The organism is Janthinobacterium sp. TND4EL3 (assembly GCF_900156175.1).
In the GTDB taxonomy this organism is placed as follows: Bacteria; Pseudomonadota; Gammaproteobacteria; order Burkholderiales; family Burkholderiaceae_D; genus Janthinobacterium.
The window spans coordinates 24,660-48,171 of the sequence record NZ_FTMV01000024.1; the positions used below are offsets into that span (position 1 = coordinate 24,660).

Consider the following 23,512-nt stretch of genomic DNA (forward strand, 5'->3'; position numbering starts at 1 on the left):
TTTTGAAGACCTCCGCATGAGCGATTTTCCCGAAGATATCTACACCGAGCCGTCTGCCGACGTGCACACCCTGAACAACCTGGGTCCATTGACCGGCATGGCCGGCATCTGGACGGGCACGCGCGGCCTGGACGTCAAGCCGAAGGCCGATGGTCCGCGCAAGCAGGCCTTCGTCGAGCGCATCGAGCTGCAGCCGATCGACCCCGTCACCAACGGCCCGCAGCTGTTCTACGGCTTGCGCTATTACATCCACATCACCAAGCCGGACCAGGTCAAAACCTATCATGAGCAAGTGGGCTACTGGCTGTGGGAGCCGGCCACGGGCGCCGTGATCCAGACCCTCGCCATCCCGCGTGGCCAGATCGCCATGGCGTCGGGCACGACGACGGCGGATGCCAGCAGTTTCGAACTGGTGGCCAAGCGCGATTCGACGGCCTACGGCATCTGCTCGAACCCCTTCCTCGAACACGCGTTCACCACCGTCGAATACCGCATCAAGGTCGACATCCACGCCGACGGCACCTGGGGCTACGACGAAGACACGGTCATGCTCATTCGCGGCAAGGACGAGCCGTTCCACCACACGGACCGCAACCTGCTGACGAAAATCGCCGAGCCGACGCCGAACCCGATGGCCTTGCAGGCGCTGGCGGCAGCCGCCGCCTAAGGCTGCCCCTGGGCGACGGCCTTGATCGCGCGCTCCTCGCCCATGGCGGCGGCGATCTTCCAGCGCTGCATGGCGCTGGCGCGGTCCGGGCGTGTTAATCCGGCGCCTTCCCAGTCCATCAGGCCCAGGTTGTAGATGTCGCCCGCGCTGCCCTTGTCGGCGGCCAGGGTGAACCATTTGCGCGCTTCCTTGTGGTTGACGGGGATCTGGTAGCCGCGCACGTTGTACAGGCCCAGCAAATGCATGGCTTGGGCATTGCCCTTGTTGGCCGCCTGTTTCAGCAGATCCAGGCCGCGCGCCATATTGCGCGGCTCCTGCCAGCCTTCGGCCAGCATCACGCCCTTTGCCGTCAGCGCATAGCTGTCGTTTTTCAGCAGGCCCTTGCCGACCAGGGGCTTGGCGGCCACCTGGCGCTCTTCGCGCTGCCGCGCCGTCGGCGCCGTGGCGGGGCCGGGCTTGCCTTCGCCCATCAGCAGCATCCAGCCATATAGCCCATACGCGCCCGCGTCGCCCTTGCCGACCAGGCTTTCCAGCATGGCCAGCGCCTGCGTCTTGTCGCCATTTTCGTACAGCTTGACGGCCTTGGCGACACTTGCGTCCTGCGGCACGGCGGCCGGCGCATGGGGCGCGACGGGGGCCGAGGCCATGGCCGTTTGCGGCGGCGGAGCAACCGGGCGCACGCGCGCGGGCAAGCCATAGCTGGCGGCCAGCACGGCGACGCTGGCGGGCGCGAGGATCAGCACGTGGGCCAGCTGGTTGCGGCGGCCCTTGCCGGCGATGCCCATGGCCCGCGTGGCCTGCTGTTCGCCGCCCAGCGCTTCACTGAGCACGGCTTTGACCTTGCGGTTGAACAGCCAGTAACCGGCGCCCGCGACGAGCAGGCCGGCGACGGCGGCGGCACCGCGCCCGGCAAAAAACCAGGCGGCGATGGCGGCGGCCAGGGCTGCCAGCGCGCTTTTCCACCAGAATTGCTTGGACAGCCGCGTGTAGACCTGGCGCAGGGCGCCGAGCACGCAGGTGCGCACATTGTTGGCATAGTCGGCTGACACGACGTCGACGTGGGCGTGGTCCGCGTCGCCGCTGAGGACGGACTCGATCACGTCCGCATTCAGTTCCGACGCGGCCACGTCGCGCAGCGGCGTCAATAATCCCTGCACGTGGGCCGAGAACAGGCCGTCATCCAAGCTGCCGGCCAGCGCATCGCTGAGCGCCTTGAGGTCGCCGCGCAGCAGCTTTTCCACGATGTCGTCCAGGGTCAGCCAGCGCAGATCCGTGCCGTACGCGACCAGGTGGTGCTTTTCTCCGTTGCAGGCGGCGTCCAGGCGCACGATGCGCAGCTTGGCCGCATACAGGGCGTCGACTTCCTGCGGCTGGTCTTCATTGTAGATGCTCACTTTCGCCAGGCTCAAACTGCTGGCAATGGCCGCCAGTGAGTGCACGCTCTCCTTGTCGCGGATGCGGCGCGCGTCGTCGGGCGCCTGCTTGGGCAGGCTGACGCTGTAGCCGGGCGCCACGTGCACGTCGATCCAGGCCGCCTTGCCCACCTTGCCGGAACCATCGCACGGGTTGCAGCGCAGGTCGCCCACGCCGCTGCAGGTGCGGCACGTGATGCTGCCGCTGGCGCGGCAAGTGCCGCAATTGATGTTGCCGGAACCGTGGCAGGTGTTGCAGCTGACCTTGCCAAAGCTGCAATGGTAGCAATTGCGGTATTCGGTGCGGTACTGGGGCCGTGTTTCGCTGTGGTAACTGGTGTGCGAGCTGCCGTTGCTGTAGGTGGTAGTGGGCACTTGCACCGTCACGTAGTCTGTGACTTGCTCGGCTACCGTGCCGTTGCCGCTGCAATATGAGCACGACACCTTGCCGCTGCCATAGCAGCCGTAGGCGTCGCAGCTGACGGTGCGCCCGCCATGGCAGTTCCAGCACGTTTCCGTGGTCAAGCCGTGGCAGGTGTGGCAGCCGATGCGGCCTTTGCCGGAACAGGGGCTGCAGGTATCGAGGTGCCAGTACTTGACGGCGTGCGGCAGGTAAACGCCCGCTTCGACGCCGTTGTAGGCGTGGCCCGGCTGGCGCAGGGCAGCGTCGAGCTTGCCTGCCGCGCGGCGCAGCCGCTCCTTCTCCTGCGCGTGAGCGAGCGCTCCCACCTCATGGGAGCCGCAGCGGCAGTCATTGCCCGACGGCGCGAAATAGCCATTGATGACGCGCTGCTCGAAACGCGCCTCAAGTGCGTAATTGGCTTGCAGCGAAAAATCCTGCAGCACGTCTTCTTCGCCCAGCGGCGTGATGTCGTGCGGTTCGAAACGCGTCTTGTCCTGCACCAGGATGCGCAGCTTGCCCAGAACCGTGGGTGTTTCTTCCTTGTCCAGGCGAATGCGCGCCGGCGCCGTCACGGCCGTCTCTGCCACCTGCGGCGCATCCTCGCCGCCTTGGGTTTCATGGGCCGTCTCGGTGCTGGGGTTCATGCGCGTCCTTTTGCTCTCTGGAAAGATGTTTTAATTTTAGCATCCCTATATGACAAACCATGACAAAGCGGACCCGCATTTTCAGCGCAGGCCGCGGCGGAACTGGTCCGGCGTGCCGCCGCTCTGGCGGCGGAACATGGCGATGAAGGCGGAGGCCGTGCTGTAGCCCAGTTCCAGCGCGATCGCCTGCACGGTGTCGCCCCGTTCCAGCAGGGGCAGGGCCGCCAGGAAGCGCTGGCGCTGGCGCCATTCGCCAAAGGGCATGCCCAGTTCGCGCTGGCAGCGGCGCGCCAGCGTGCGCTCGGTGACGTGCAAGTGCGCGGCCCACTCGGCCAGTGAGCGGTTACTTCCCGGCTCCGCCTGCAGGGCGGCCAGCAGCGCCGCGATGACGGGCTCGTCGCTGCCGGGCAGGTAGTTGCGGCTGCACGGCGCCAGCTGCAACTGGTCGACCAGCACCTGCGCCAGGCGCTGGTCGGCCTCGGTGGCGGGCGTGGTGACGTTTCTTTCGGCGAAGTCGCCGAGTATGGCCTTGAGCAAGGGACTGAGCACCAGCGCGCACGGCTGCGCCGGCAGCTGCGTGCACAGGCTGGCATCGATGTAGGCCGAGTGAAACACCACGTCCTGGCGGATATAGCCGTCGTGCAAGGTCTCCGGTGGTATCCACACGGCATACTGGGGCGGCGACAGGTAGCGCTGGCCCGCCACCATGATTTCCATCACGCCCGTGGAGCAATACGTGAGCTGGCCCCACGGATGGCTCTGGTAATCGAACTGCTGGTGCGCGTGGTAATCGTCGAGGCGGAAATACACGGGATAGGGCAGGGCGTCGGAAACGGCGGGGAAATGCTGGTTGCTGGCCATGGTATCTCCTGTTTTGTCCTGTTCTTCGCATCGTTTGTCCGGTTTTCATTATATCCATGGAATCGGACCATGCGAAAATGGCAGTCATTGAATCGTGGAGTTACTTGCATGAAAGCCAAGCATTATCTGTTTCCCGTGATTGCCGTGCTGATCTGGGCCATCAACACCATCGTCAGCAAGATGGCTGTCGGCGTGATCGACCCGGCCGCCATCTCGTTCTATCGCTGGCTGCTGGCCGGCGTGCTGCTGGCGCTCGCGTTTGGCCGGCCCGTGTGGAAGCAGCGTGCCGTGGTGAAACCGTATCTTGGGAAACTGTTTGTGCTGGGTATGCTGGGCATGGTCATGTACCAGTGCCTCGCGTATATCGCCGCGCAGACGACGACGGCCACCAACATGGGCATACTGGCGTCGATGATGCCGCTGCTGGCCGTGGGCCTGTCCGTGCTGGTGTTGAAAGAGGCGCCCACCGTGGGCGGCGTGTTCGGCGGCATCGTGTCCTTGCTGGGACTCGGCTACCTGCTCAGCCATGGCGACCCGGCCGCGCTGCTCGCTCATGGCGCGGCCGTGGGCGACGCCCTGATGCTGCTGGCCTGCCTGTCGTATGCGGGCTACGGCGTGCTGCTCAAGCGGTGGAAGATTCCCCTGAATAACTGGCACTCCTTGCTGATCCAGGTCTGGTGCGCCGTGCCCGTGCTGTTCGTGTATTACCTGAGCCAGTCCGCGCCGCCCGTCACCGGCGCCGGCTTGCCGCTGGTACTGTTTGCCGGCATTCCCGCTTCCATCATCGCGCCGTTCTTGTGGATGCACGGCCTGGCCAGGCTGGGGCCCAGCCGCGCCACGACATTGATGAATCTGCTTCCCGTGTTCACGGTAATCATCGCCATGCTGTTCCTGGGTGAAACCTTGCATGGCTACGACCTGATCGGCGGCGGCGTGACCCTGCTGGGCGTGCTGATGGTGCAGACCCTGAAACGTCCATTGAGGCGCGCACAGGCGTAGTATTTTTGCTATGCTGGTATTTTGCAAAGGAGCCATCATGGCAAGCGCTGATACCATCGATATCCTGCTGGACGAACTGGAAGCGTTCGGTCTGGCCAATGATGCTGAACATGCCGAGCGCGCCAGCCGCATGCTCAACATCACGCGCGACACGGGCGAACTGCTGGCCGTGCTCGTGCACGCGCGAGGCGCCCGGCGCGTGCTGGAAATCGGCACCTCGAACGGCTATTCCACCCTGTGGCTGGCGCGCGCGGCGCGGGCGCTGGGCGGCAGCGTGGTGACGGTGGAAAAGGCGCAGGACAAGTTCGACATGGCGCACGCCAACTTTGCGCGCGCGCAATTGCAGGGCGTGATCGGGCAACTGCTGGCCGACGCGGGCGACGTGCTGCGCGATGCGGCGGACGGCGCCTACGATTTCATCTTCCTCGATTCCGCGCGCCAGCAGTATGAACAATGGTGGCCGCAGCTGGACCGCGCACTGGCGGCCGGCGGCGTGCTGGTGGTCGACAACGCCAGCTCGCACTACGCGGACATGGCGCCGTTCCTTGACGCCATCCGCGCCGACAGCCGCTACACGACGTGCCTGGCCACGGTCGGCAAGGGCGAATTCATCGCCGTCAAGTCCGGCAACTGATTATTCAGCGACGATGGCCGCTTCCAGCACGCGCACCAGCGATTCGACGCCCTGCGCGTCGACCTCGTCGAAGCGGCCGGTCAGGGGGCTGTCGAGGTCGAACACGCCGATGATGTGACCCTGCGCAAACACGGGCACCACCAGTTCCGAACGCGAATTGACGTCGCAGGCGATGTGGCCGGGAAAGGCGTGCACATCGTGCACGACGATGGACTTGCCTTCGACCACGGTAGTGCCGCACACGCCACGGCCTTTCTTGATGCGGATGCAGGCCGGCTTGCCCTGGAACGGTCCCAGCACCAGCTCCTCGCCCTTGAGAAAGTAGAAACCGGCCCAGTTCAGGCCCGGCATGGTATTGAATACCAGCGAACTGAAGTTGGCCGTATTGGCGATGAAATCGGTCTCGCCCGACAGCAATCCTTGCAGCTGCGAGCGCAGGTCCGCATACATGGCTTGCTTGGCGGCGGGGGTGTCGGTGGCGTAGGCGGCGTCGCTGAGGGTAAACGTCATGGTCGTGGTGGGGCGCAAAAATGGGAAAGGCGTCATGGTAGCGCGTCTGGCCCGCGCGCGTGCGCTTTCACTTTGTCAGATGTTCCACCGCCAGGCGGCGCAGCAGGGGCAGGGCCGCATGCCCGTGTTCTTCCCGCCAGGCCAGGCCGATGCCGGCCGCCAGTTCCTCGCCTTCTGCCAATGGCCGGTAGGCTACGCCAGCGAGGCGCAGCGCGCGGAACGAGTCGGCCAGCAGGGCCATGCCCTTGCCGGCCGCCACGTCGCCGAGCAGCACGTGGTGGTCCACGGCTTCGCGCAGGAAGGCGGGCGCGAAGCCGTGGCGGCGAAACACTTGCTGGCAATGGTCGAAAAAGGCGGGCTGGCGCGCCCGTTCGAACCAGTAGACGGATTCCTGGTAAATATCTGCCAGGCCCAGCTTGCGCTTCTTCGCCAGGCGGTGGCCGGCGGGCAGGGCCAGCATCATGGGCTGGCGCGCCAGCGGCTGCACGGCCAGGTCGAACGTGGCGCTGGGCAGGGCGAGCAGGGCGGCGTCGAGCTGGCCCTTGCGCACGGAGGCCACCAGGCGCGGCGAGGGCGCCGCCGTCAGTTCCAGGCGGACATTGCCCAGTTGCGCCTCCAGCGCCGCCAGCAGCGGACGGAACAGTCCCGCTTCGACGGAACTGGTCAGGCCCAGGCGCAGGCGCGCCGGGGCGGCATCGCGCTGCAGCGACGCTTGCGCCGCATCAAGCAAATCGAGGATGTGCAGCGCCTGCGGCAGCAGGGTGCGCCCCGCTTGCGTCAGGGCCACGCCCTGCGTGTCGCGCTCGAACAGGCGCGCGCCCAGCCTGTCTTCGAGCAGCCGGATGGCGCGCGACAGGGGCGGCTGGGTCATGTGCAACTGCTCCGCCGCCTGGCGGAAGTTCAGGCAGCGGGCGACGGCGCAAAACAGGGTCAGGGCATGGGTGTCGAGGGCTCTCATACCAGAAAGGTATCACGAAATCGCACATTCCCTTGCCGGCCTGCGCGGTGCAGACTGGCCGCATTGACGTGAGGGAGATCAACATGCAACTGCAACAACGACGCATCGGCCATAGCGGCTTGACCAGTTCGGCACTGGGCCTGGGCTGCATGGGCATGTCGGAATTTTATGGCGCCACGGACGAGGCGCAATCCTTGGCCACGCTGGAAGCGGCCCTGGCGGCGGGCGTGACCCTGTTCGACACGGCCGACGCCTACGGCTTTGGCCACAACGAGCAATTGCTGGGCCGTTTTTTGCGCCAGCACCGCGGCCAGGCGCTGGTCGCCACCAAGTGCGGCCTGGCGCGCGAGCCGGGCAGCTATGCGCGCCGCGTCGACAATACCCCCGCTTACATCCGCCAGGCCTGCGAGGCGTCGCTGGCGCGCTTGGGCGTGGAGGCCATCGACCTGTTCTACCTGCACCGATTGAACCTCGACACCCCGTTGGCAGAGTCGATGGGAGCACTGGCGCAGCTGATGCAAGAAGGAAAGATTCACGCCGTCGGCCTGTGCGAAGTGAGCGCCGCCACCTTGCGGCGCGCGGCGGCGCTCTGCCCCGTGGCCGCCGTGCAGAGCGAGTATTCGCTGTGGACGCGCGAGCCGGAGCAGGGCGTGCTGGCCGCCTGCCGCGACGTGGGCGCCAGTTTCTTTGCCTACAGCCCGCTGGGGCGCGGTTTCCTGACGGGGACGATCGCCGGTGCGGCCAGTCTCGACGCGGGGGACTTCCGCCACTTCAATCCCCGTTTCGCCGGCGACAACCTGGCGCGCAACCAGGCCATCGCCGGCCTCGTCAAGCGCATGGCGCACGACAAGGGCTGCACGCCGGCCCAGCTGGCGCTGGCCTGGCTGCTGGCCCAGGGCGACGACATCATCCCCATCCCCGGCACCAAGCGCATCGCCTATCTGCACGACAACCTTGGCGCGCTGGACGTGCGGCTCGATGCCGCGGAGCTGGCGGCGATCAGCGCCGCCTTTCCTTTGGGCATGGCAGCGGGCGCGCGCTATACGGACGAAGGCATGAAGGGCGTGGATGCGTGAAAAAAGGCGCGCGAGTGTACGCCAGCGTACCTAACTGACACTTTTCCTGCGGGATAATCGGCAACGATCTGCTAGCATTTGGCAGTGACTGCACGGTGCGCTTTGCAGCGTGTTCAACGGTCAGGTATCCGATGAGGTGGATGTTGTTAGATGACGATATTTTCGATATAGAACTGAAATTATTGCTTGAGGGAATCTTGCTGAGATATCAGCATGATTTCCGCGATTATTCCGTGGCCTCGCTGCGCCGGCGCATGCGCCAGGCCATGGAGCGCTTCGGCTGCGCCAGCCTGTCGCAGTTGCAGGACCGCATACTGCACGAACCGTCCGTGTTCGCGCAGATGCTGCAGTTCTTTACGGTGCAGGTGAGCGAGATGTTCCGCGATCCCGCCTATTTCCGCGCCTTGCGCGAAAAAGTCGTGCCCATCCTGCATACCTATCCTTCGATCAAGATCTGGGTGGCCGGCTGCAGCAGCGGGGAAGAGGTGTGGTCGCTGGCCATCCTGCTGGACGAGGAAGGCTTGCTCGAACGTAGCATGATTTATGCGACGGACATCAACGTCGAGGCCCTGGCCGCCGCCGAGGCGGGCATTTACGCCATCGAGCGCATCGCCCAGTTCAGCGAGAATTACCAGCTGGCGGGCGGCAAGCGTTCGCTGTCCGACTATTACACGGCGGCCTACAAGGGCGCCATTTTCGACCGGCGTCTGCGGCGCCAGTTCGTCTTCGCCGACCACAGCCTGGCGACGGACAGCGTGTTTTCGGAGGTGCACATGGTGTCTTGCCGTAACGTCATGATTTACTTCAATAAAGACTTGCAGGACCGGGCGCTGGGCCTGTTCCACGAAGCGCTTGTCAACCGGGGCTTTCTGGGGCTGGGCATGAAGGAAAGCCTGCATTTCAGCCGCCATGCGGCCAGCTTCAACGAGCTGAGCCCGGCCGAGCGCATCTTCCAGCGTGCCTGACATGCTGCCCACCTGCGACGTGGCGCCGCCGCCACCGGGCCTGCGCCTGATCGCCATCGGCGCCTCGGCCGGCGGCGTGGAAGCGCTGGGCATCGTGCTGCGCGCCCTGCCGGCCACCTGCCGCGCGGCCGTCGTGGTGGTGCTGCACCTGGCGCCGGGCCGCTCGAGCCAGCTGCCGCAGCTGTTTGCGCAACGCTGCCAGCTGCCCCTGCGCGAAGCGCAGGACAAGGAACCGCTGCAGGCCGGCGTCGTGTATTTCGCGCCGCCCGATTACCACCTGCAAGTTGAACCCGATGGCTGTTTTTCACTGTCGCAGGAAGAACCCGTATATTTTTCGCGCCCGTCCATCGATGTCCTGCTGGAAACGGCAGCCTACGCCTACCGGCGCGCGATGCTGGCCATCATCCTGACGGGCGCCTCGGCCGATGGCGCGGCGGGCCTGGCGCGCGTGCGGCAGCTGGGCGGCGGCGCCTGGGTGCAGGATCCGGCACGGGCCAGTTGCGCCGTCATGCCGGCCGCCGCGCTCAAGCGGGCCGGCGCCGACCGCGTGCTCGATTTGCCGCAGATGGCAGCCAGCCTGGCTCTGCTGGGCGATGCGGGGGACAAGTGAATGGGGGCGTGACAGTGCGTGTAATATATGCAAAGACTGAAACAATATTAATTTCCATATCGAAATATTATGGCATGCTGCCGTGACGATGCCTGAAGACTGATCCGTGACCGCTCCTATTCATATCCTCGTCGTTGACGACATCGCGCAAAACCTGATCGCCGCCGAAGCCGTGCTGGCGCGGCCCGGTATTGTGGTCCTGAAAGCCTCATCGGGCGCGGAGGCGCTGGAACTGTTGTTGACGCATGAGGTCGCGCTGGCCCTGATCGACGTGCAAATGCCGCAGATGGACGGCTTCGAACTGGCCGAACTGATACGCGGCAGCGAACGCACGCGCAGCATTCCCTTGATTTTCCTCACGGCCGCCTCGCGCGAGCCCAGCTACAGTTTCCGTGGCTACGAGGCGGGCGCCGTCGATTTCCTGTACAAGCCCATCGATGTGAAAGCCTTGCAAAGCAAGGTGGCCGTGCTGGTGCAGCTGTACCAGCAGAAACGCGAGTTGTCGGCCCAGCTCGATGAACTCAAGCATGCGCTGCACCTGAATGAACTGTTTACGGCCGTGCTGGGCCACGACTTGCGCACGCCCTTGTCAGTGGTGATGAACGGCGCCATGCTGCTGCCGATGATGAGCGACCACCCGAAGGTGGTCGTCACGGCGCAGCGCATCGAAAGCAGCGCCAAGCGCATGGCGCGCATGGTCGACCAGCTGCTGGACCTGGCGCGCATCCGCTCCGGCACGATGGAATTGCGCAGCAGCATGCACGACTACCTGGCGCTGGCGCGCGCCATCGTCGAGGAGTTCGAGACGGGCGGCCAGGCTGCATCCATCGAACTGAGCACTGTCGGCGAGCTGCATGGACAGTGCGATGCGGGCTTGCTGTCGCAAGTCATTTCCAATCTCTTGAGCAATGCCATCACGCATGGCGAGGCGGGCGCGCCCGTGCAGCTGGCCCTTGACGGACGGGCCGCCGACAGCATCGAGTTGCGCGTGATCAATCGCGGCGTCATCCCCGCCGCCCTGCTGCCGACCCTGTTCGAGCCGTTCCAGCAGGCGCGCGAGAAACGCAGGACGGGGCAGGGACTGGGCCTGGGCCTGTACACGGTAAACATGTTCGTCAAGGCCCATGGCGGCACCGTCGAGCTCAGCTCTTCGGCGACGCAGGGCACGGTGGCGGCGGTGCGCATCCCGCGCCATTGCCAGGTCTGCGTGCAGCCCGACGTGGCGGCGCCATGAGCATGCCTACCTGGCCGCGCGGCGGCGGCAGCATGGGGGAGCTGGTGCGCCAGTTCGACTGGTCGGCGAGCAGCCTCGGCGCGCTCGACGCCTGGCCCGCCCATTTGCGCACCAGCGTCGACATCGTGCTTCATTCGCCGATGGCGATGGTGCTGATGTGGGGACCGCAGCACGTGATGATCTATAACGATGAGTACATCAACATCGCCGGCCCGCGCCATCCTGCCGCGCTGGGCGGCACGGTGCCGGCCGTCTGGCCCGAGATCTGGGACTGGAACGCGCGCATCCTGGAGGCGGGCTTGGGCGGCGAGACGCAGGTGCACCGCGAGCGCTGCCTGCCGCTGTTGCGCGGAGGACAGCCGACGGACGTCTGCTTCGACCTGTTCTACACCCCCGTGCATGGCGCGGATGGCCAGGTCGACGGCGTGCTGTGCACGGCCGTGGAATTGACGGCGCGCATGGAAGAAGGGCGCCAGCTGAAGCTGGCCACGGCCGAACTGGGCAAGCTGAACACCAGCTTGCAGGCCGAGAGCGAGGCCGTGCGGGCCGCCAACCGGCGCCTGGACGAGGACCGCGCCCTGCTGCGCGCCCTGTTCCAGCAGGCGCCCAGCTTCATGGCCCTGCTGCGCGGGCCGCAGCATGTGTTCGAGCTGGCCAATGAGCACTATCTGCGCCTCGTCGGACGCGGCGACCTGCTGGGCCAGACTGTCGAAGCGGCCTTGCCGGAAGTCAAGGCACAGGGCTTCATCGACTTGCTCGACCAGGTCTACCGTTCCGGCGTCGCCTATGAGGGGCGCCAGGTCAGGGTGGATTTGCAGACGGCGGACGGGCAGACGGGCGAGCGCCACGTCGATTTCGTGTACCAGCCCATCAAGGATGCGGACGGCGCTGTCACGGGCATCTTCGTCGAAGGCATCGACGTCACCGAGCGCATGGAAGGCGAGGAGCGCCTGCGCCTGGCGCAGCAGGCGGGCGGCATCGGCACCTTCGAATGGTTCCCCGAAACGGGGGCGATGCTGGTGTCGCCCACGTTCCGCCGCCAGTGGGGCATCGCCGACGACGAGGAAGTCACGCAGCAACTGCTGGTGAGCCTGGTCGATGCGCGCGACCAGCAAAAGGTCGGTCCCAGCAAGCTTGAGCTGGCGCAAAATCCGCTCGAATACGTGGAATACCGCATCCGCCGTCCCGCCGATGGCGCGGTGCGCTGGATCGCCCGCCAGGGCGAGGTCATTCCCGGCCGCTTGCCGGGCCAGCGCCGCTATGTGGGCGTGTCGTTCGATGTGACGGAACGGCGCCAGATCGAGGAGGAACTGATGGCCAGCCAGGAGCGCATGGCGGCCATTTTCGGCCAGGCGTCCGTGGGCTTGTCGGAGCTGGGCCTCGATGGCCGTTTCCAGAGGGTCAATGGCGCGCTGTGCTGCATGCTGGGCCGGTCGGCCGAAGAGCTGCTGAGCCTGAACATGAACGACATCCTGCATCCCGATGATGTACCGGGCAACAACGTGCTGTTCCAGCGTCTGGTGGAGACGGGCGAGTCGTTTTCACTGGAAAAACGCTACCTGAAACCCGATGGTTCGCAAGTGTGGGTGTCGAGCAATGTCAGCCGCCTCGTCGATGAACAGGGACACACGCGTTCCTTGATCGCCGTCAAGACGGACATCACGGACCGGCGCCGCGTGGAAAAAGCGCTGCATGAATTGAACGAAACGCTCGAGCACCGGGTCGAACAGGAAGTGAGCGAGCGCACCAAGGCCGAAGACGCCTTGCGCCAGGCGCAAAAGATGGAAGCCGTGGGCCAGCTGACGGGCGGTATCGCGCATGACTTCAACAATGTGCTGCAGATTATTTCCGGCAATTTGCATCTGCTGCAGCACCTGGCGGGCGCGGATGGCCTCATGCGCCAGCGGCTCGACACGGCCATTGCCGCCGTCGAGCGGGGCGCCAAGCTGTCGTCGCACCTGCTGGCGTTTGCGCGGCGCCAACCGCTCAAACCCGTGGTGGCCGACCTGGCCCGCGTGGTGCGCAATATGGATGCGCTGCTGCGGCGCGCCCTGGGCGAAGCCATCGACATCGTGCACGTGGGCGGAGGCGGGCTGTGGAACACCCTGGTCGACCGCAGCCAGATCGAAAACGTCATCCTGAACCTGGCCATCAATGCGCGCGACGCCATGGATGGCGCGGGCAAGCTGACCATCGAGCTGGGCAATGTCGTGCTCGACGAACATTATGTACACAATCTGGTCGACGTGCCGGCCGGCCAGTACGTGATGCTGTCGGTGACCGATACGGGCCGCGGCATGAGCGGCCCCGTGCTGCAGCGCGCATTCGAGCCGTTCTTCACCACCAAGCCGGAAGGGGCGGGCACGGGCCTGGGCCTGTCGATGGCCTACGGCTTCGTCACGCAGAGCCGCGGCCATATCCGCATCTACAGTGAACCTGGCGTGGGCACGGGAGTCAAAATCTATCTGCCCCGTTCGCTGATGGCCGAAGCGGACGAGGAAGTGGAATTGAGCGGCGTCGTCACGGGCGGCACGGAAACCGTGCTGGTGGTGGAAGACGACGTGGGCGTGCGCACGACCGTGGTCGACATGCTGGGCGCGCTCGGCTATATGGTGCTCAAGGCCGAGGATGGCGAAAGCGCGCTGGCCGTGCTGCACAGCGGCGCGCAGATCGACTTGCTCTTTACGGACGTGATCATGCCCGGCCCCGTCAGCAGCACGGAGATGGCGCGCCAGGCGCGCGAGCTGCAGCCCGACATCGCCGTACTGTTTACTTCCGGCTATGCGCAGGACGTCATCGTGCACGAAGGGCGGCTCGATGCGGGAGTAGAATTGCTTAGCAAGCCGTACCGGCGCGAAGAGCTGGCGCGCAAGCTGCGCCACGTGCTGGCCAACCGCCAGCAGCAGATGCGCGCGCGCCAGTTTGAACGGTCCGGCGCGCCGGTGTCCGGCGGCCTGATGGCCAGCGCCCTGGGCGCCGGCACGCCGGGGCTGGATTTGACGGGCCATGCGCCAGAACCGCAGGGGGACATGCCGACATCGATGAAGATACTCGTGGTGGAAGACAATCTCGATTCGCAGCTGATGGTATGCGAACTGGTGGGCATGCTCGGGCATACGGTGAGCGGCGTGTCCGATGGCGAGTCCGCGTGGCAATTGCTAAGCGAACAAGATTTCGATATCCTGTTTACCGATGTCAGCCTGCCCGGCATGTCCGGCATCGCGCTGGCGCGCATGGTGCTGCGCGAAAAACCTGACATGCGCATCATCTTTTCCACCGGCTACGGCAAGGAATCGATGGATGAGCTGGGCTTTTCCGCCAGCGTCCTGCGCAAACCGTATGACTTGATGGAGCTGCAAGCGGCACTCGACCAATCCTGACGGGCGCGCGCCATCGGCCCGCCCGCCTTACCCTGCAGAGGCAAGCATGACCCCTGAACTGACGATGCTCGCATGTACCCTCGTGCTGGCCCTGCTGCAAATCCTCCTGCCTGCGCTGTTGCGCACGCTGGAAACGGGGCCGCAATACAATATGGGGGCGCGCGACAGCGCGGGGCCGCCCGTGGGCAAGGTCACGGGCCGCTTGCAGCGGGCCCAGGCCAACCTGTTCGAAACCCTGCCCCTGTTCGCCGCCGCCGTGCTGATCGCCCACGTGACGGCGCAGGAAAGCGCGCTGACCCTGTACGGCGCGGCCCTGTACCTGGCTGCGCGCGTGCTGTATCTGCCCCTGTACGCGTTTGGCGTGCCCGTCGTGCGCACGCTCGTGTGGTGCGTGTCGATCGCCGGCCTGCTGATGCTGTTCTGGGCCATCCTGTTCGCTTCCTGAATTCCTACGCGGGCTGTAGCAGCCGTCCTATGGCGGTGCGCCAGGCCCGGCCGTAAAGTGGCGGCAGGCTGGCGACTGGCGCCGGCATGCGAGGGACCAGACCACGATGGCGACTACTATTTCTGCATTGCAAGATCCGCGCCGCGCCCGCCAGCGCAAGATCGAGCGGCTGCTGCGTTCCGTATTCGGCATCGCGCGCCTGCGCGCGGGCCAGCAGGACGTCATCGACAGCGTGCTGGACGGGCGCGACACCCTGGCCATCATGCCCACGGGCAGCGGCAAGTCGCTGTGCTACCAGCTGCCGGCCGCCCTGTTGCCGGGCGCCACGCTCGTCGTGTCGCCGCTGATCTCGCTGATGCACGACCAGCTGGAAAAATTGCACGCACTGGGCATCACGGCCGTGCAGCTCAACAGCAGCCTTTCGCGCGCCGAGGAAGACGACGCCATCGCCCGCATCGCCCACGGTGGCAAGCTCATCATCTTTTGCACGCCGGAACGCCTGGCGACGGCCGACTTCCTGGCCCTGCTGGCCGCCGCGCCGCCGTCGCTGGCGGTCATCGACGAAGCCCATTGCATCTCCCAGTGGGGCCATGACTTCCGTCCCGCCTACCTGGACATCGCCGCCGCCCTGCGCGCGCTGGGCCGTCCGCCCGTGCTGGCCTTGACGGCCACGGCCACGGAAGACGTGGTGGCCGATATCCGCACCCAGCTGGGCGCGCCGCAGTTGCGCGTCGTCAATACGGGCATCTACCGCGCCAACCTGCGCTATGGCGTGATCCAGGTCACCAATGCCGGCGAAAAACACGATACAGTCCTGCGCCTGCTGCGCGAGACGCCAGGCACGGGCATCGTCTACGCGGCCACCGTCAAGGCCGTCGAAGACCTGGCGGCGCATCTGGAAGCGCTGGGCGAGAGCGTCACGTGCTACCACGGCAAACTGGCGGCGCGCGAGCGCAAGCACAACCAGGAGCTGTTCATGGGCGGCGAGCGCCGCATCATGGTGGCCACCAACGCCTTTGGCATGGGCATCGACAAGCCCGACACGCGCTTCGTCATCCACCTGCAGGTGCCGGCCAACCTGGAAGCGTACTACCAGGAATCGGGCAGGGCGGGGCGCGACGGCTTGCCCGCCGACTGCACCTTGCTGTACTTCCAGCAAGACAAGCGGGTACAGCAATTTTTCCTGGCCAAGCATTACCCGACGGCTGAAGCGCTGGCCACGATCATTGCGGCAGCGCAAGACTTGCCGGCCAGCTTCACTTTTGCCGCGCTGGCAGCGGGCTTGCCCGAGTGTTCCGATGGCCACCTGAAGGTGTGCCTGAAACTGTTGAAGGACGGCAAGCTGCTGCGCCAGGACCGCCAGCTGGGCTACAGCCTGAAGCCGCCGTCGGCAAGGTCGCCCACGTACGCGCAGCTGGCGCAGGTCTATGTCGACAAGCAGGAACGTGACAAGCAGGCGCTCGAGCAGATGGTGGCGTATGCGCAGAGCGGTTTTTGCCGCTGGAAGCTGCTGCTCGATTACTTTGGCGACGCCGGGGATTTCGAGCGCTGCTGCACCTGCGACAATTGCCAGTCGCCGCCCGCGCTGACGACGCCCATGCTGCTCGACGACGCCCCCGTGCCGCCGCTGCCCGCCGCGCCATCGGCACCGTCGATCGCCGTGGGCAGCCGGGTGCGCGTGCCCCGCTTCGACATCGGCACCGTGCTGTCGGTGGCCGGCGACCAGGTCACCATTGCGTTTCCGGAAAATACCACGCGCACCTTCATGGCGGAATTCGTCGCCCCCGCGTGAAGCCAGTGTGCGCTGCCTGACAGATGATCTGGCGCAAGAGCGCTAGAATCAGGCCATTCCAAGGCGTGTTAACGTAGGAGCTGGGCATGGCGGACATGGTAGTGGTGCGCAAGGAAGGCCTGTATTGCGTGCCGGGACAGTTTTATATCGACCCGTGGCGTCCCGTCGAGCGCGCCGTCATCACGCATGCGCATGCCGACCATGCGCGCGTCGGCCACCGGCATTACCTGTGCGCGTCCGACGGCGTCAACGTGCTGCGTGCCCGCCTGGGCGCCGTCTCCATCCAGGGCCTCGCGTATGGCGAGACCATCGACCACCACGGCGTGCAGGTGTCGCTGCATCCGGCCGGCCACGTGCTCGGTTCGGCCCAGGTGCGCCTGGCGCACGGCGGGCAAGTGTGGGTGGCATCGGGCGACTACAAGCTGCAGCCCGACCCCACCTGTGCGCCGTTCGAGCCCGTGCGCTGCGACACGTTCATCACGGAATCGACCTTCGGCCTGCCCATCTACCGCTGGCAGGCGCCGCAGGAAATCTACGACGACATCAACCAGTGGTGGCGCAGGAATGCGGCCGAAGGGCGCACCAGCGTGCTGTTCTGCTACGCCTTCGGCAAGGCGCAACGTATCCTGGCGGGCCTGGACGCCACCATCGGCCCCATTATCTGCCATGGCGCGGCGCAGGCATTGACGCAGGTCTACCGCGAGTCGGGCGTGGCCTTGCCGGCCACCGTGATGGTGGGCGAGGTGACGGACAAGGCCGCCCTGAAGACGGCGCTGGTGATCGCGCCCCCGTCGGCGGCCGGTTCGCCGTGGATGAAGCGCTTCGGCAACTACAGCGATGCGTTCGCCAGCGGCTGGATGCTGCTGCGCGGCGCGCGCCGGCGGCGCGGCGTGGACCGCGGTTTCGTGCTGTCCGACCATGCCGACTGGCCCGGCCTGATGCAGGCGATCACGGCCACGCAGGCCGGACGCATCATCGTCACCCACGGTTCGATCCCCGTGATGGTGCGCTGGCTGCAACAGAACGGCTGGCAGGCGGGCGGCTTCGAGACGGAATATGGCGACGACGAGATGCCAGACAGCGTGCCCGCGGCGCCGGAGGACGTTGCGCATGCGTGACTTTGCCCGCTTGTACGCGGAACTCGACGAAACCACCTCCACCATCCGCAAGCTGGCGGCGCTGCACGGCTATTTTCGCGGCGCCTCGCCCGAGAACGCGGCCTGGGCCGTGTATTTCCTGGCCGGCGGCAAGCCGCGCCAGGCCGTGCCCACCAGATTGCTGCGCGATTACGCGACCGAGCGGGCGGGCCTCGATGCCTGGCTGTTCGACGAGGCCTATCACGCCGTGGGCGACCTGGCCGAAACCATCGCCCTGATCCTGCCCGCGCCCACCAAACGTAGCGACATCGGCCTGGCCGAGTGGGTCGAGCAGCGCATCGCGCCGTTGCGCGGCGCGCCGCCGGACGCCATCCGCGCCGCCCTGCTGGGGTACTGGGACGAGCTGGACACGCGCGAACGCTTCCTGTTGATCAAGCTGATCGGCGGCGGCTTTCGCGTGGGCGTGTCGAAACTGCTGGTGACGCGGGCGCTGGCATCGATCGCCGCCGTCGACAGCAAGCTGATCGCCCAGCGCCTGATGGGCTGGACTGATGGCAAGGTCAGCCCCACGGGCGCGGGATACTTGAAGCTGATCAGCCCGCAGTCCGGCGAGGAACACGCGCTGCGTGGCGGCCAGCCCTACCCCTTCTTTCTCGCGCACCCCTTGCAGGCGGCGCCGGAAACCTTGGGCGACGTCGGTGGCTGGCTGGCCGAGTGGAAATACGACGGCATGCGCGCCCAGTTGCTGCGCCGCGATGGCGTGAACTGGCTGTGGTCGCGCGGCGAGGAATTGATCACGGAGCGCTTTCCCGAACTGGCGCAGCTGGCCTTGCCCGAGGGTACCGTGCTCGATGGCGAAATCCTCATCTGGCAGCCGGGCGACGTGCCGGCGCCATTTGCAGATTTGCAACAACGGATGGGGCGCAAAACGGTCACGCCGAAGTTGCTGGCCGAGCTGCCCGCCGTGCTGGTGGCCTACGACGTGCTCGAACTCGATGGCGTGGACGTGCGCCACCTGCCGCAGCACGAGCGCCGCGCGCTGCTGGAAACCGTCGTCGCCAGCGTGCACTCTCCCGCGCTGCGCCTGTCGCCGTGCATCGCCGCCGCGAGCTGGGAAGCGCTGGCCGCCATCCGCGAGGAATCGCGGGCGCGCGGCGTGGAAGGCCTGATGCTCAAGGCCATGCCGGCCGCGTATGGCGTGGGCCGCACCAAAGACGTGGGCACGTGGTGGAAATGGAAGATCGAGCCCTACGCCGTCGACGCCGTGCTCATCTACGCCCAGGCGGGCCACGGCCGGCGCGCCTCGCTGTACACGGACTATACGTTTGCCGTGTGGGATGAAGTGGAGGAGGGCGGGCAGGGGGAACGTAAGCTGGTGCCGTTCGCCAAGGCGTATTCGGGCTTGACGGATGCGGAAATCGCGCAGGTCGATGCGGCCATCCGCAGGACGACGATAGAAAAATTCGGCCCCGTGCGCAGCGTCAAGCCCACCATGGTGTTCGAGATCGGCTTCGAAGGCATCGCCGCGTCAAGCCGCCACAAGGCGGGCATCGCCGTGCGCTTTCCCCGCATCCTGCGCCGCCGTGTAGACAAGACAGTCGCCGATGCCGATACCCTGGCCACCCTGAAGGCCATGCTGGCGGGCGCCGCATGAGCAGGCGATGAGCAAGAGCGCGCTGGCGCAGCGCGTCGATGCCTGGTTCACGGGGCGCGGCTGGGCCGTGTTCCCTTTCCAGCGCGCCGTCTGGCGGGCCAGCGCACTAGGGCAATCGGGCCTGCTGCATGCGAGTACAGGGTCCGGCAAGACCTATGCCGTCTGGTTCGGCGCCCTGCTGCGCGCCGAGCGCCTGGCGCGCAAGAGCCGCAAGCAGGGCTTGCGCGTGCTGTGGATCACGCCCATGCGGGCGCTGGCGGCCGACACCGTGCGCGCCCTGCAGGCGTCCGGCGAAACGCTGGCGCCCGGCTGGCGCATCGAGGCGCGCACGGGCGACACGAGCGCCGCGCAGCGGGCGCGGCAGGCCAAGGCCTGGCCCGAGGTGCTCGTCACGACGCCGGAAAGCCTGTCGCTGATGCTGAGCCAGGCTGACGCGCAGGAACGCTTCAGCCTGCTGGAAACGGTGATCGTCGACGAGTGGCATGAATTGATGGGCAGCAAGCGCGGCGTGCAGGTGCAGCTGGCGCTGGCCCGGCTGCGCCGCTGGAATGGAAGCTTGATGACGTGGGGCCTTTCGGCCACCCTGGGCAATCTGCGGCAGGCGCAGGACGTCTTGCTGGGAGAACAAAGCGATGGCGTGCTGGTCGAAGGTAAAATCAAAAAGCGCATCTGCGTCGACAGTTTGATCCCCGTCAATCCGACGCGCTTTCCCTGGGGCGGCCACCTGGGCATCCAGATGCTGCAGCCTTTGATCGCCGAGATCGAGGGCAGCGCCACCACGCTGGTGTTCACGAATACGCGTTCGCAGGCCGAGCTGTGGTACCAGCACCTGCTCGATGCGCGGCCCGACTGGGCCGGCCTGATCGCCCTGCACCATGGTTCGCTGGACCGCGAAGTGCGCGAGTGGGTCGAGCAGCACCTGAAGACGGGCGAGCTGAAAGCCGTCGTGTGCACGTCCAGCCTGGACCTGGGGGTCGATTTCCTGCCCGTCGAACGGGTGCTGCAGGTGGGCAGCGCGAAGGGCATCGCGCGCCTGGTGCAGCGGGCCGGGCGCAGCGGCCACGCGCCGGGGCGCATTTCGCGCGTCACCCTGGTGCCCACCAACAGTCTGGAATTGCTGGAAGCGGCCGGTGCCCGCGCCGCCCTGGCGCAGGGCCATCTGGAGGCGCGCCCCGTGCCCGACAAGCCGCTCGACGTGCTGGTGCAGCACCTGGTGACGATCGCGCTGGGCGGCGGTTTTCACTCAAACGAGTTGTACGGAGAGGTGCGCACGGCCTGGTCCTACCGCCACCTGACGCCCGGCGAGTGGCAATGGGCGCTCGATTTCGTTGCGCGCGGCGGGCAAAGCCTGACCGTGTACCCGGAATACCGCAGGGTGCTGCCGGACGAGCAGGGCACGTACCGCGTGCCGGACGTGGCGCTGGCGCGGCGCCACCGCATGAGCATCGGCACCATCGTCTCGGAGGCGGCGATCCAGGTCAAGTTTCTCGGTGGCGGGCGCATCGGCAGCATCGAGGAATCGTTCATCGCGCGCCTGAAGCCGGGCGACCATTTTTTGTTTGGCGGGCGCATCCTGGAATTCGTGCGCGTGCACGAGATGACGGCCTATGTGCGGCGCGCTACGGGCAGCCGCGGCGCCGTGCCGCGCTGGCAGGGCGGCAAGATGCCGCTGTCGTCGGAACTGGCGCACGCCGTGCTGGACCAGCTGCAGCTGGCGCAGGAGGGCCGTGCCAAGGGACCGGAAATGCGCGCGCTGGCGCCCCTGCTGGCCATCCAGGCGCGCTGGTCGGCCCTGCCCACGCGCACCGACTTGCTGGTGGAAACCCTGTCCAGCCGCGAAGGCCGGCACCTGTTCGTGTATCCGTTCGCGGGCCGCTCCGTGCATCTGGGCCTGGCCTCGCTGCTGGCCTACCGCATTGCCCGCGTGCAACCGGCCACCTTGTCGATTGCCGTCAACGACTACGGTTTTGAATTGCTGGGGGCAAGCGAGCTCGATTTTTCTCCCCTGTTCGACGGGGCCACGGGCGCGGGACTGGACTTGTTCAGCACGCAACATTTGCTGGAAGACGTGCTGGCCAGCCTGAATGCGACGGAACTGTCGCAGCGGCGCTTCCGCGAAATCGCCCGCATCGCCGGCCTCGTGTTCCAGGGCTATCCGGGCCAGCCGAAAAGCGCGCGCCAGCTGCAAGCGTCGTCCTCGCTGTTTTTCGAGGTGTTCCGCAAGCATGACGCGGCCAATTTGCTGCTCACGCAGGCGCAGCGCGAAGTGCTGGAGCAGGAACTGGAGCTGACGCGGCTGCGCGCCACCTTGCGCGAGCTGCATGAACGCAATATTTCCCTGCAGCCACTGGAGCGCGCCTCGCCGTTTGCCTTCGGCCTGATGGTCGAGCGCTTCCGCGAACAGCTGACGACGGAAAAGCTGTCGGACCGGGTGGCGCGGCTGGTCAGCGCGCTGGAAAAGGCGGCCGCATGAAGGGACAGGAGCAAGCGCATTGCGCGGTGGAGCTGGCCGGCGAGGTGGTCTGGTTGTTGGCGGACAAGGCCGTCTACTGGCCGGCGCGCAGGATGCTGGTCGTGGCCGACATCCATTTCGGCAAGGCCGCCGCCTTCCGCGCGCTGGGCGTGCCCGTGCCGCATGGCACCACCACGCAAAACCTGCTGGCACTCGACGCCTTGCTGGCCAGTTATGCCTGCGAGGAAATCGTCTTTCTCGGCGATTTTCTGCATGCGCGCGCGGCCCATGCGGCGGCCACCGTGGCGGCCATGCTGGCCTGGCGCGCCCGCCATCCCCGCTTGCGCCTGACCCTGGTGCGCGGCAACCACGATGCGCATGCGGGCGACCCCGCTGCGGCGCTGCGCATCGCCATGGCGGACGAGCCGCATACGGTGGGCGGTTTTTCCTTCTGCCACCATCCTGAAACGCCGGCGTCCGGCTATGTGCTGGCCGGCCACGTGCATCCCGTGTTTCACTTGCGCGCAGACCGGGGCGGCATGCGCCTGCCGTGTTTCCTGCTGGGACCATCGCGCGCCATCCTGCCCTCGTTCGGCGCCTTCACGGGTGGCCACGCCGTGCGGCCGGGCATTGGCGAGCGCGTCTACGTGACGGCCGACGCGGCGATTTTTCCGCTGCCCGCTCACTGCTGAGTGTTAGATACTTTTGGTGAAGAACTGAAAGTAACTAGGCCACCACGGGCGGGACTCATCCTACATGCGCTCTTGCCATCCTCCTATTTCTTGCGCCCCATGCGCGCACTAAGATGACGGTTCCCTTGCCATGCGAGGGGAAAGAATTGCATGGTTTGCACTGTTTTCTGATTCCATCGATCAAGGAGATCATCATGGCCACATCGAGCGACAATAAACAGCAAGGTAGTAAAACCAGTAGCAGCAGTAGCGGCAGCAGCAGTGGCAGCAAGCAAAGCGATACGAGCAAACGCGGCTTCGCTTCCATGGACCCCGCCCAGCAGCGCGAAATCGCCAGCGAAGGAGGGCGGGCCGCCCATGAAAAGGGCACGGCGCATGAATTCACGTCCGAGGAAGCACGCCGCGCAGGCAGCCAAAGCCATAAAAATGATGCGAACCGGCAAAGCGCCGTCAGCTCCGGCGGTTCGCGCGACAATGCCAGCAGCGACAACCGGCAAAGCGGCGGTTCCGGTTCTAGCTCGGGTTCCGGCTCCGGCTCGCGCAACAAGTAGCGGCGCGCCGTAGCACGAGACGCATCGGTGGGCATGGCCGGCGGGAAGCGGGGGCTTTCCGCCGGCTATGTGCGGGGTTTTTCCTGCGGCGCCAAAAAGTGATGCAATGCAGCAGACATGGACTATGATGAAAAGGCTGTGATGGCAGGCTAGCGCGTAGTCAAGCCCGCAGCCAATTTTCCGGGAGAAGATGATGGGCAACTCCAACACGCCGAATCCAGGCAATAGCCAAGGCGGCACGCCGTCCACGGCGGGCAGCAAGCAAAGCACGGCAGAGGCAGCCGAAAGCTTTGTGCTGGTCGATAGCGAGCAGGGTCTCGATATCGGCGACGATCTGTTTTCCATCGGCGAAGTGCGGCGCGCCGACCGTCTGCCGCATCACCAGTCCGGCGTGGCCGGCCAGAGCCGGCAGAGCGCCGACGATGCGCCCGACACGACGGGCAGCACCGGCGTCTGAGCTGCCCCCGTCCGTTTCC

General features: G+C 66.2%; 20 protein-coding genes. 16 read left to right on the forward strand and 4 right to left on the reverse strand.

Features of this window, described 5'->3' with window-relative positions:
* The first annotated feature begins 16 nt into the window (after positions 1-16).
* Complete coding sequence (locus BXA07_RS26345; protein WP_076572444.1) at positions 17-667, forward strand: FABP family protein; 651 nt, start codon at positions 17-19, stop codon at positions 665-667.
* Here the strand turns inward: BXA07_RS26345 and BXA07_RS26350 are convergent.
* Together BXA07_RS26350 and BXA07_RS26355 are read right to left on the reverse strand one after the other, a co-directional pair.
* On the reverse strand, positions 664-3,126 hold the full coding sequence (locus tag BXA07_RS26350) for a tetratricopeptide repeat protein (protein ID WP_076572446.1): 2,463 nt from the start codon (positions 3,124-3,126) through the stop codon (positions 664-666). The genes BXA07_RS26345 and BXA07_RS26350 overlap by 4 nt on opposite strands.
* Before the next feature lie 81 nt (positions 3,127-3,207).
* Positions 3,208-3,987: an AraC family transcriptional regulator gene (locus BXA07_RS26355; protein WP_076572448.1), complete on the reverse strand. Its 780-nt coding sequence runs from the start codon at positions 3,985-3,987 to the stop codon at positions 3,208-3,210.
* A 108-nt stretch (positions 3,988-4,095) separates the two neighbouring features.
* On the opposite strand from BXA07_RS26355, the gene BXA07_RS26360 reads away from it, so the two are divergent.
* Positions 4,096-4,986 carry a DMT family transporter gene (locus BXA07_RS26360; RefSeq protein WP_076572450.1) on the forward strand — a complete coding sequence of 297 codons (891 nt, stop codon included), beginning with the start codon at positions 4,096-4,098 and terminating at the stop codon, positions 4,984-4,986.
* Between the two features lie 37 nt (positions 4,987-5,023).
* Positions 5,024-5,620: an O-methyltransferase gene (locus BXA07_RS26365; protein ID WP_076572490.1), complete on the forward strand. Its 597-nt coding sequence runs from the start codon at positions 5,024-5,026 to the stop codon at positions 5,618-5,620.
* Here BXA07_RS26365 and BXA07_RS26370 read toward each other — a convergent pair whose 3' ends face one another.
* Both BXA07_RS26370 and BXA07_RS26375 read right to left on the reverse strand, forming a co-directional pair.
* A complete protein-coding gene (locus BXA07_RS26370; protein ID WP_076572492.1) occupies positions 5,621-6,130 on the reverse strand; it encodes a GAF domain-containing protein in 510 nt (169 codons plus the stop codon).
* Between the two features lie 67 nt (positions 6,131-6,197).
* A complete protein-coding gene (locus tag BXA07_RS26375; RefSeq protein ID WP_076572452.1) occupies positions 6,198-7,088 on the reverse strand; it encodes a LysR family transcriptional regulator in 891 nt (296 codons plus the stop codon).
* An 83-nt stretch (positions 7,089-7,171) separates the two neighbouring features.
* On the opposite strand from BXA07_RS26375, the gene BXA07_RS26380 reads away from it, so the two are divergent.
* From BXA07_RS26380 to BXA07_RS26440, 13 genes are all read left to right on the forward strand, one after another.
* Positions 7,172-8,164, forward strand: coding sequence for an aldo/keto reductase (locus tag BXA07_RS26380; protein ID WP_212592370.1), 993 nt, complete (start codon positions 7,172-7,174; stop codon positions 8,162-8,164).
* Between the two features lie 131 nt (positions 8,165-8,295).
* Positions 8,296-9,129, forward strand: a complete 834-nt coding sequence (locus BXA07_RS26385; protein ID WP_076572454.1) for a CheR family methyltransferase — start codon at positions 8,296-8,298, stop codon at positions 9,127-9,129.
* Between the two features lies 1 nt (position 9,130).
* Positions 9,131-9,739 carry a chemotaxis protein CheB gene (locus tag BXA07_RS26390; RefSeq protein WP_076572456.1) on the forward strand — a complete coding sequence of 203 codons (609 nt, stop codon included), beginning with the start codon at positions 9,131-9,133 and terminating at the stop codon, positions 9,737-9,739.
* A gap of 106 nt (positions 9,740-9,845) precedes the next feature.
* Positions 9,846-10,973: a hybrid sensor histidine kinase/response regulator gene (locus tag BXA07_RS26395; RefSeq protein WP_076572457.1), complete on the forward strand. Its 1,128-nt coding sequence runs from the start codon at positions 9,846-9,848 to the stop codon at positions 10,971-10,973.
* A complete protein-coding gene (locus tag BXA07_RS26400) occupies positions 10,970-14,353 on the forward strand; it encodes a hybrid sensor histidine kinase/response regulator (protein WP_076572459.1) in 3,384 nt (1,127 codons plus the stop codon). Before BXA07_RS26395 ends, BXA07_RS26400 begins: the two co-directional genes overlap by 4 nt.
* 46 nt (positions 14,354-14,399) lie before the next feature.
* The gene (locus tag BXA07_RS26405) at positions 14,400-14,798 is read left to right on the forward strand and encodes an MAPEG family protein (protein WP_076572461.1); all 399 of its coding nucleotides are present in this window, start codon (positions 14,400-14,402) and stop codon (positions 14,796-14,798) included.
* Between the two features lie 106 nt (positions 14,799-14,904).
* Complete coding sequence (locus BXA07_RS26410; RefSeq protein WP_076572463.1) at positions 14,905-16,590, forward strand: RecQ family ATP-dependent DNA helicase; 1,686 nt, start codon at positions 14,905-14,907, stop codon at positions 16,588-16,590.
* A gap of 86 nt (positions 16,591-16,676) precedes the next feature.
* Entirely contained in the window at positions 16,677-17,708 is a 1,032-nt protein-coding gene (locus BXA07_RS26415) for a ligase-associated DNA damage response exonuclease (protein ID WP_076572465.1), read from the forward strand.
* Positions 17,701-19,341: an ATP-dependent DNA ligase gene (locus tag BXA07_RS26420; RefSeq protein WP_076572467.1), complete on the forward strand. Its 1,641-nt coding sequence runs from the start codon at positions 17,701-17,703 to the stop codon at positions 19,339-19,341. The genes BXA07_RS26415 and BXA07_RS26420 overlap by 8 nt, the downstream gene beginning before the upstream one ends.
* Positions 19,342-19,348: 7 nt before the next feature.
* The gene (locus BXA07_RS26425; protein WP_076572469.1) at positions 19,349-21,814 is read left to right on the forward strand and encodes a ligase-associated DNA damage response DEXH box helicase; all 2,466 of its coding nucleotides are present in this window, start codon (positions 19,349-19,351) and stop codon (positions 21,812-21,814) included.
* Positions 21,811-22,485 carry a ligase-associated DNA damage response endonuclease PdeM gene (pdeM, locus tag BXA07_RS26430; RefSeq protein WP_076572472.1) on the forward strand — a complete coding sequence of 225 codons (675 nt, stop codon included), beginning with the start codon at positions 21,811-21,813 and terminating at the stop codon, positions 22,483-22,485. Before BXA07_RS26425 ends, pdeM begins: the two co-directional genes overlap by 4 nt.
* A 194-nt stretch (positions 22,486-22,679) precedes the next feature.
* Positions 22,680-23,036 (forward strand): KGG domain-containing protein, encoded by a 357-nt coding sequence (locus BXA07_RS26435; protein ID WP_076572495.1) that lies wholly within the window; start codon positions 22,680-22,682, stop codon positions 23,034-23,036.
* A 190-nt stretch (positions 23,037-23,226) separates the two neighbouring features.
* Complete coding sequence (locus BXA07_RS26440; protein WP_139335784.1) at positions 23,227-23,493, forward strand: hypothetical protein; 267 nt, start codon at positions 23,227-23,229, stop codon at positions 23,491-23,493.
* The last annotated feature ends 19 nt before the right edge of the window (positions 23,494-23,512 follow it).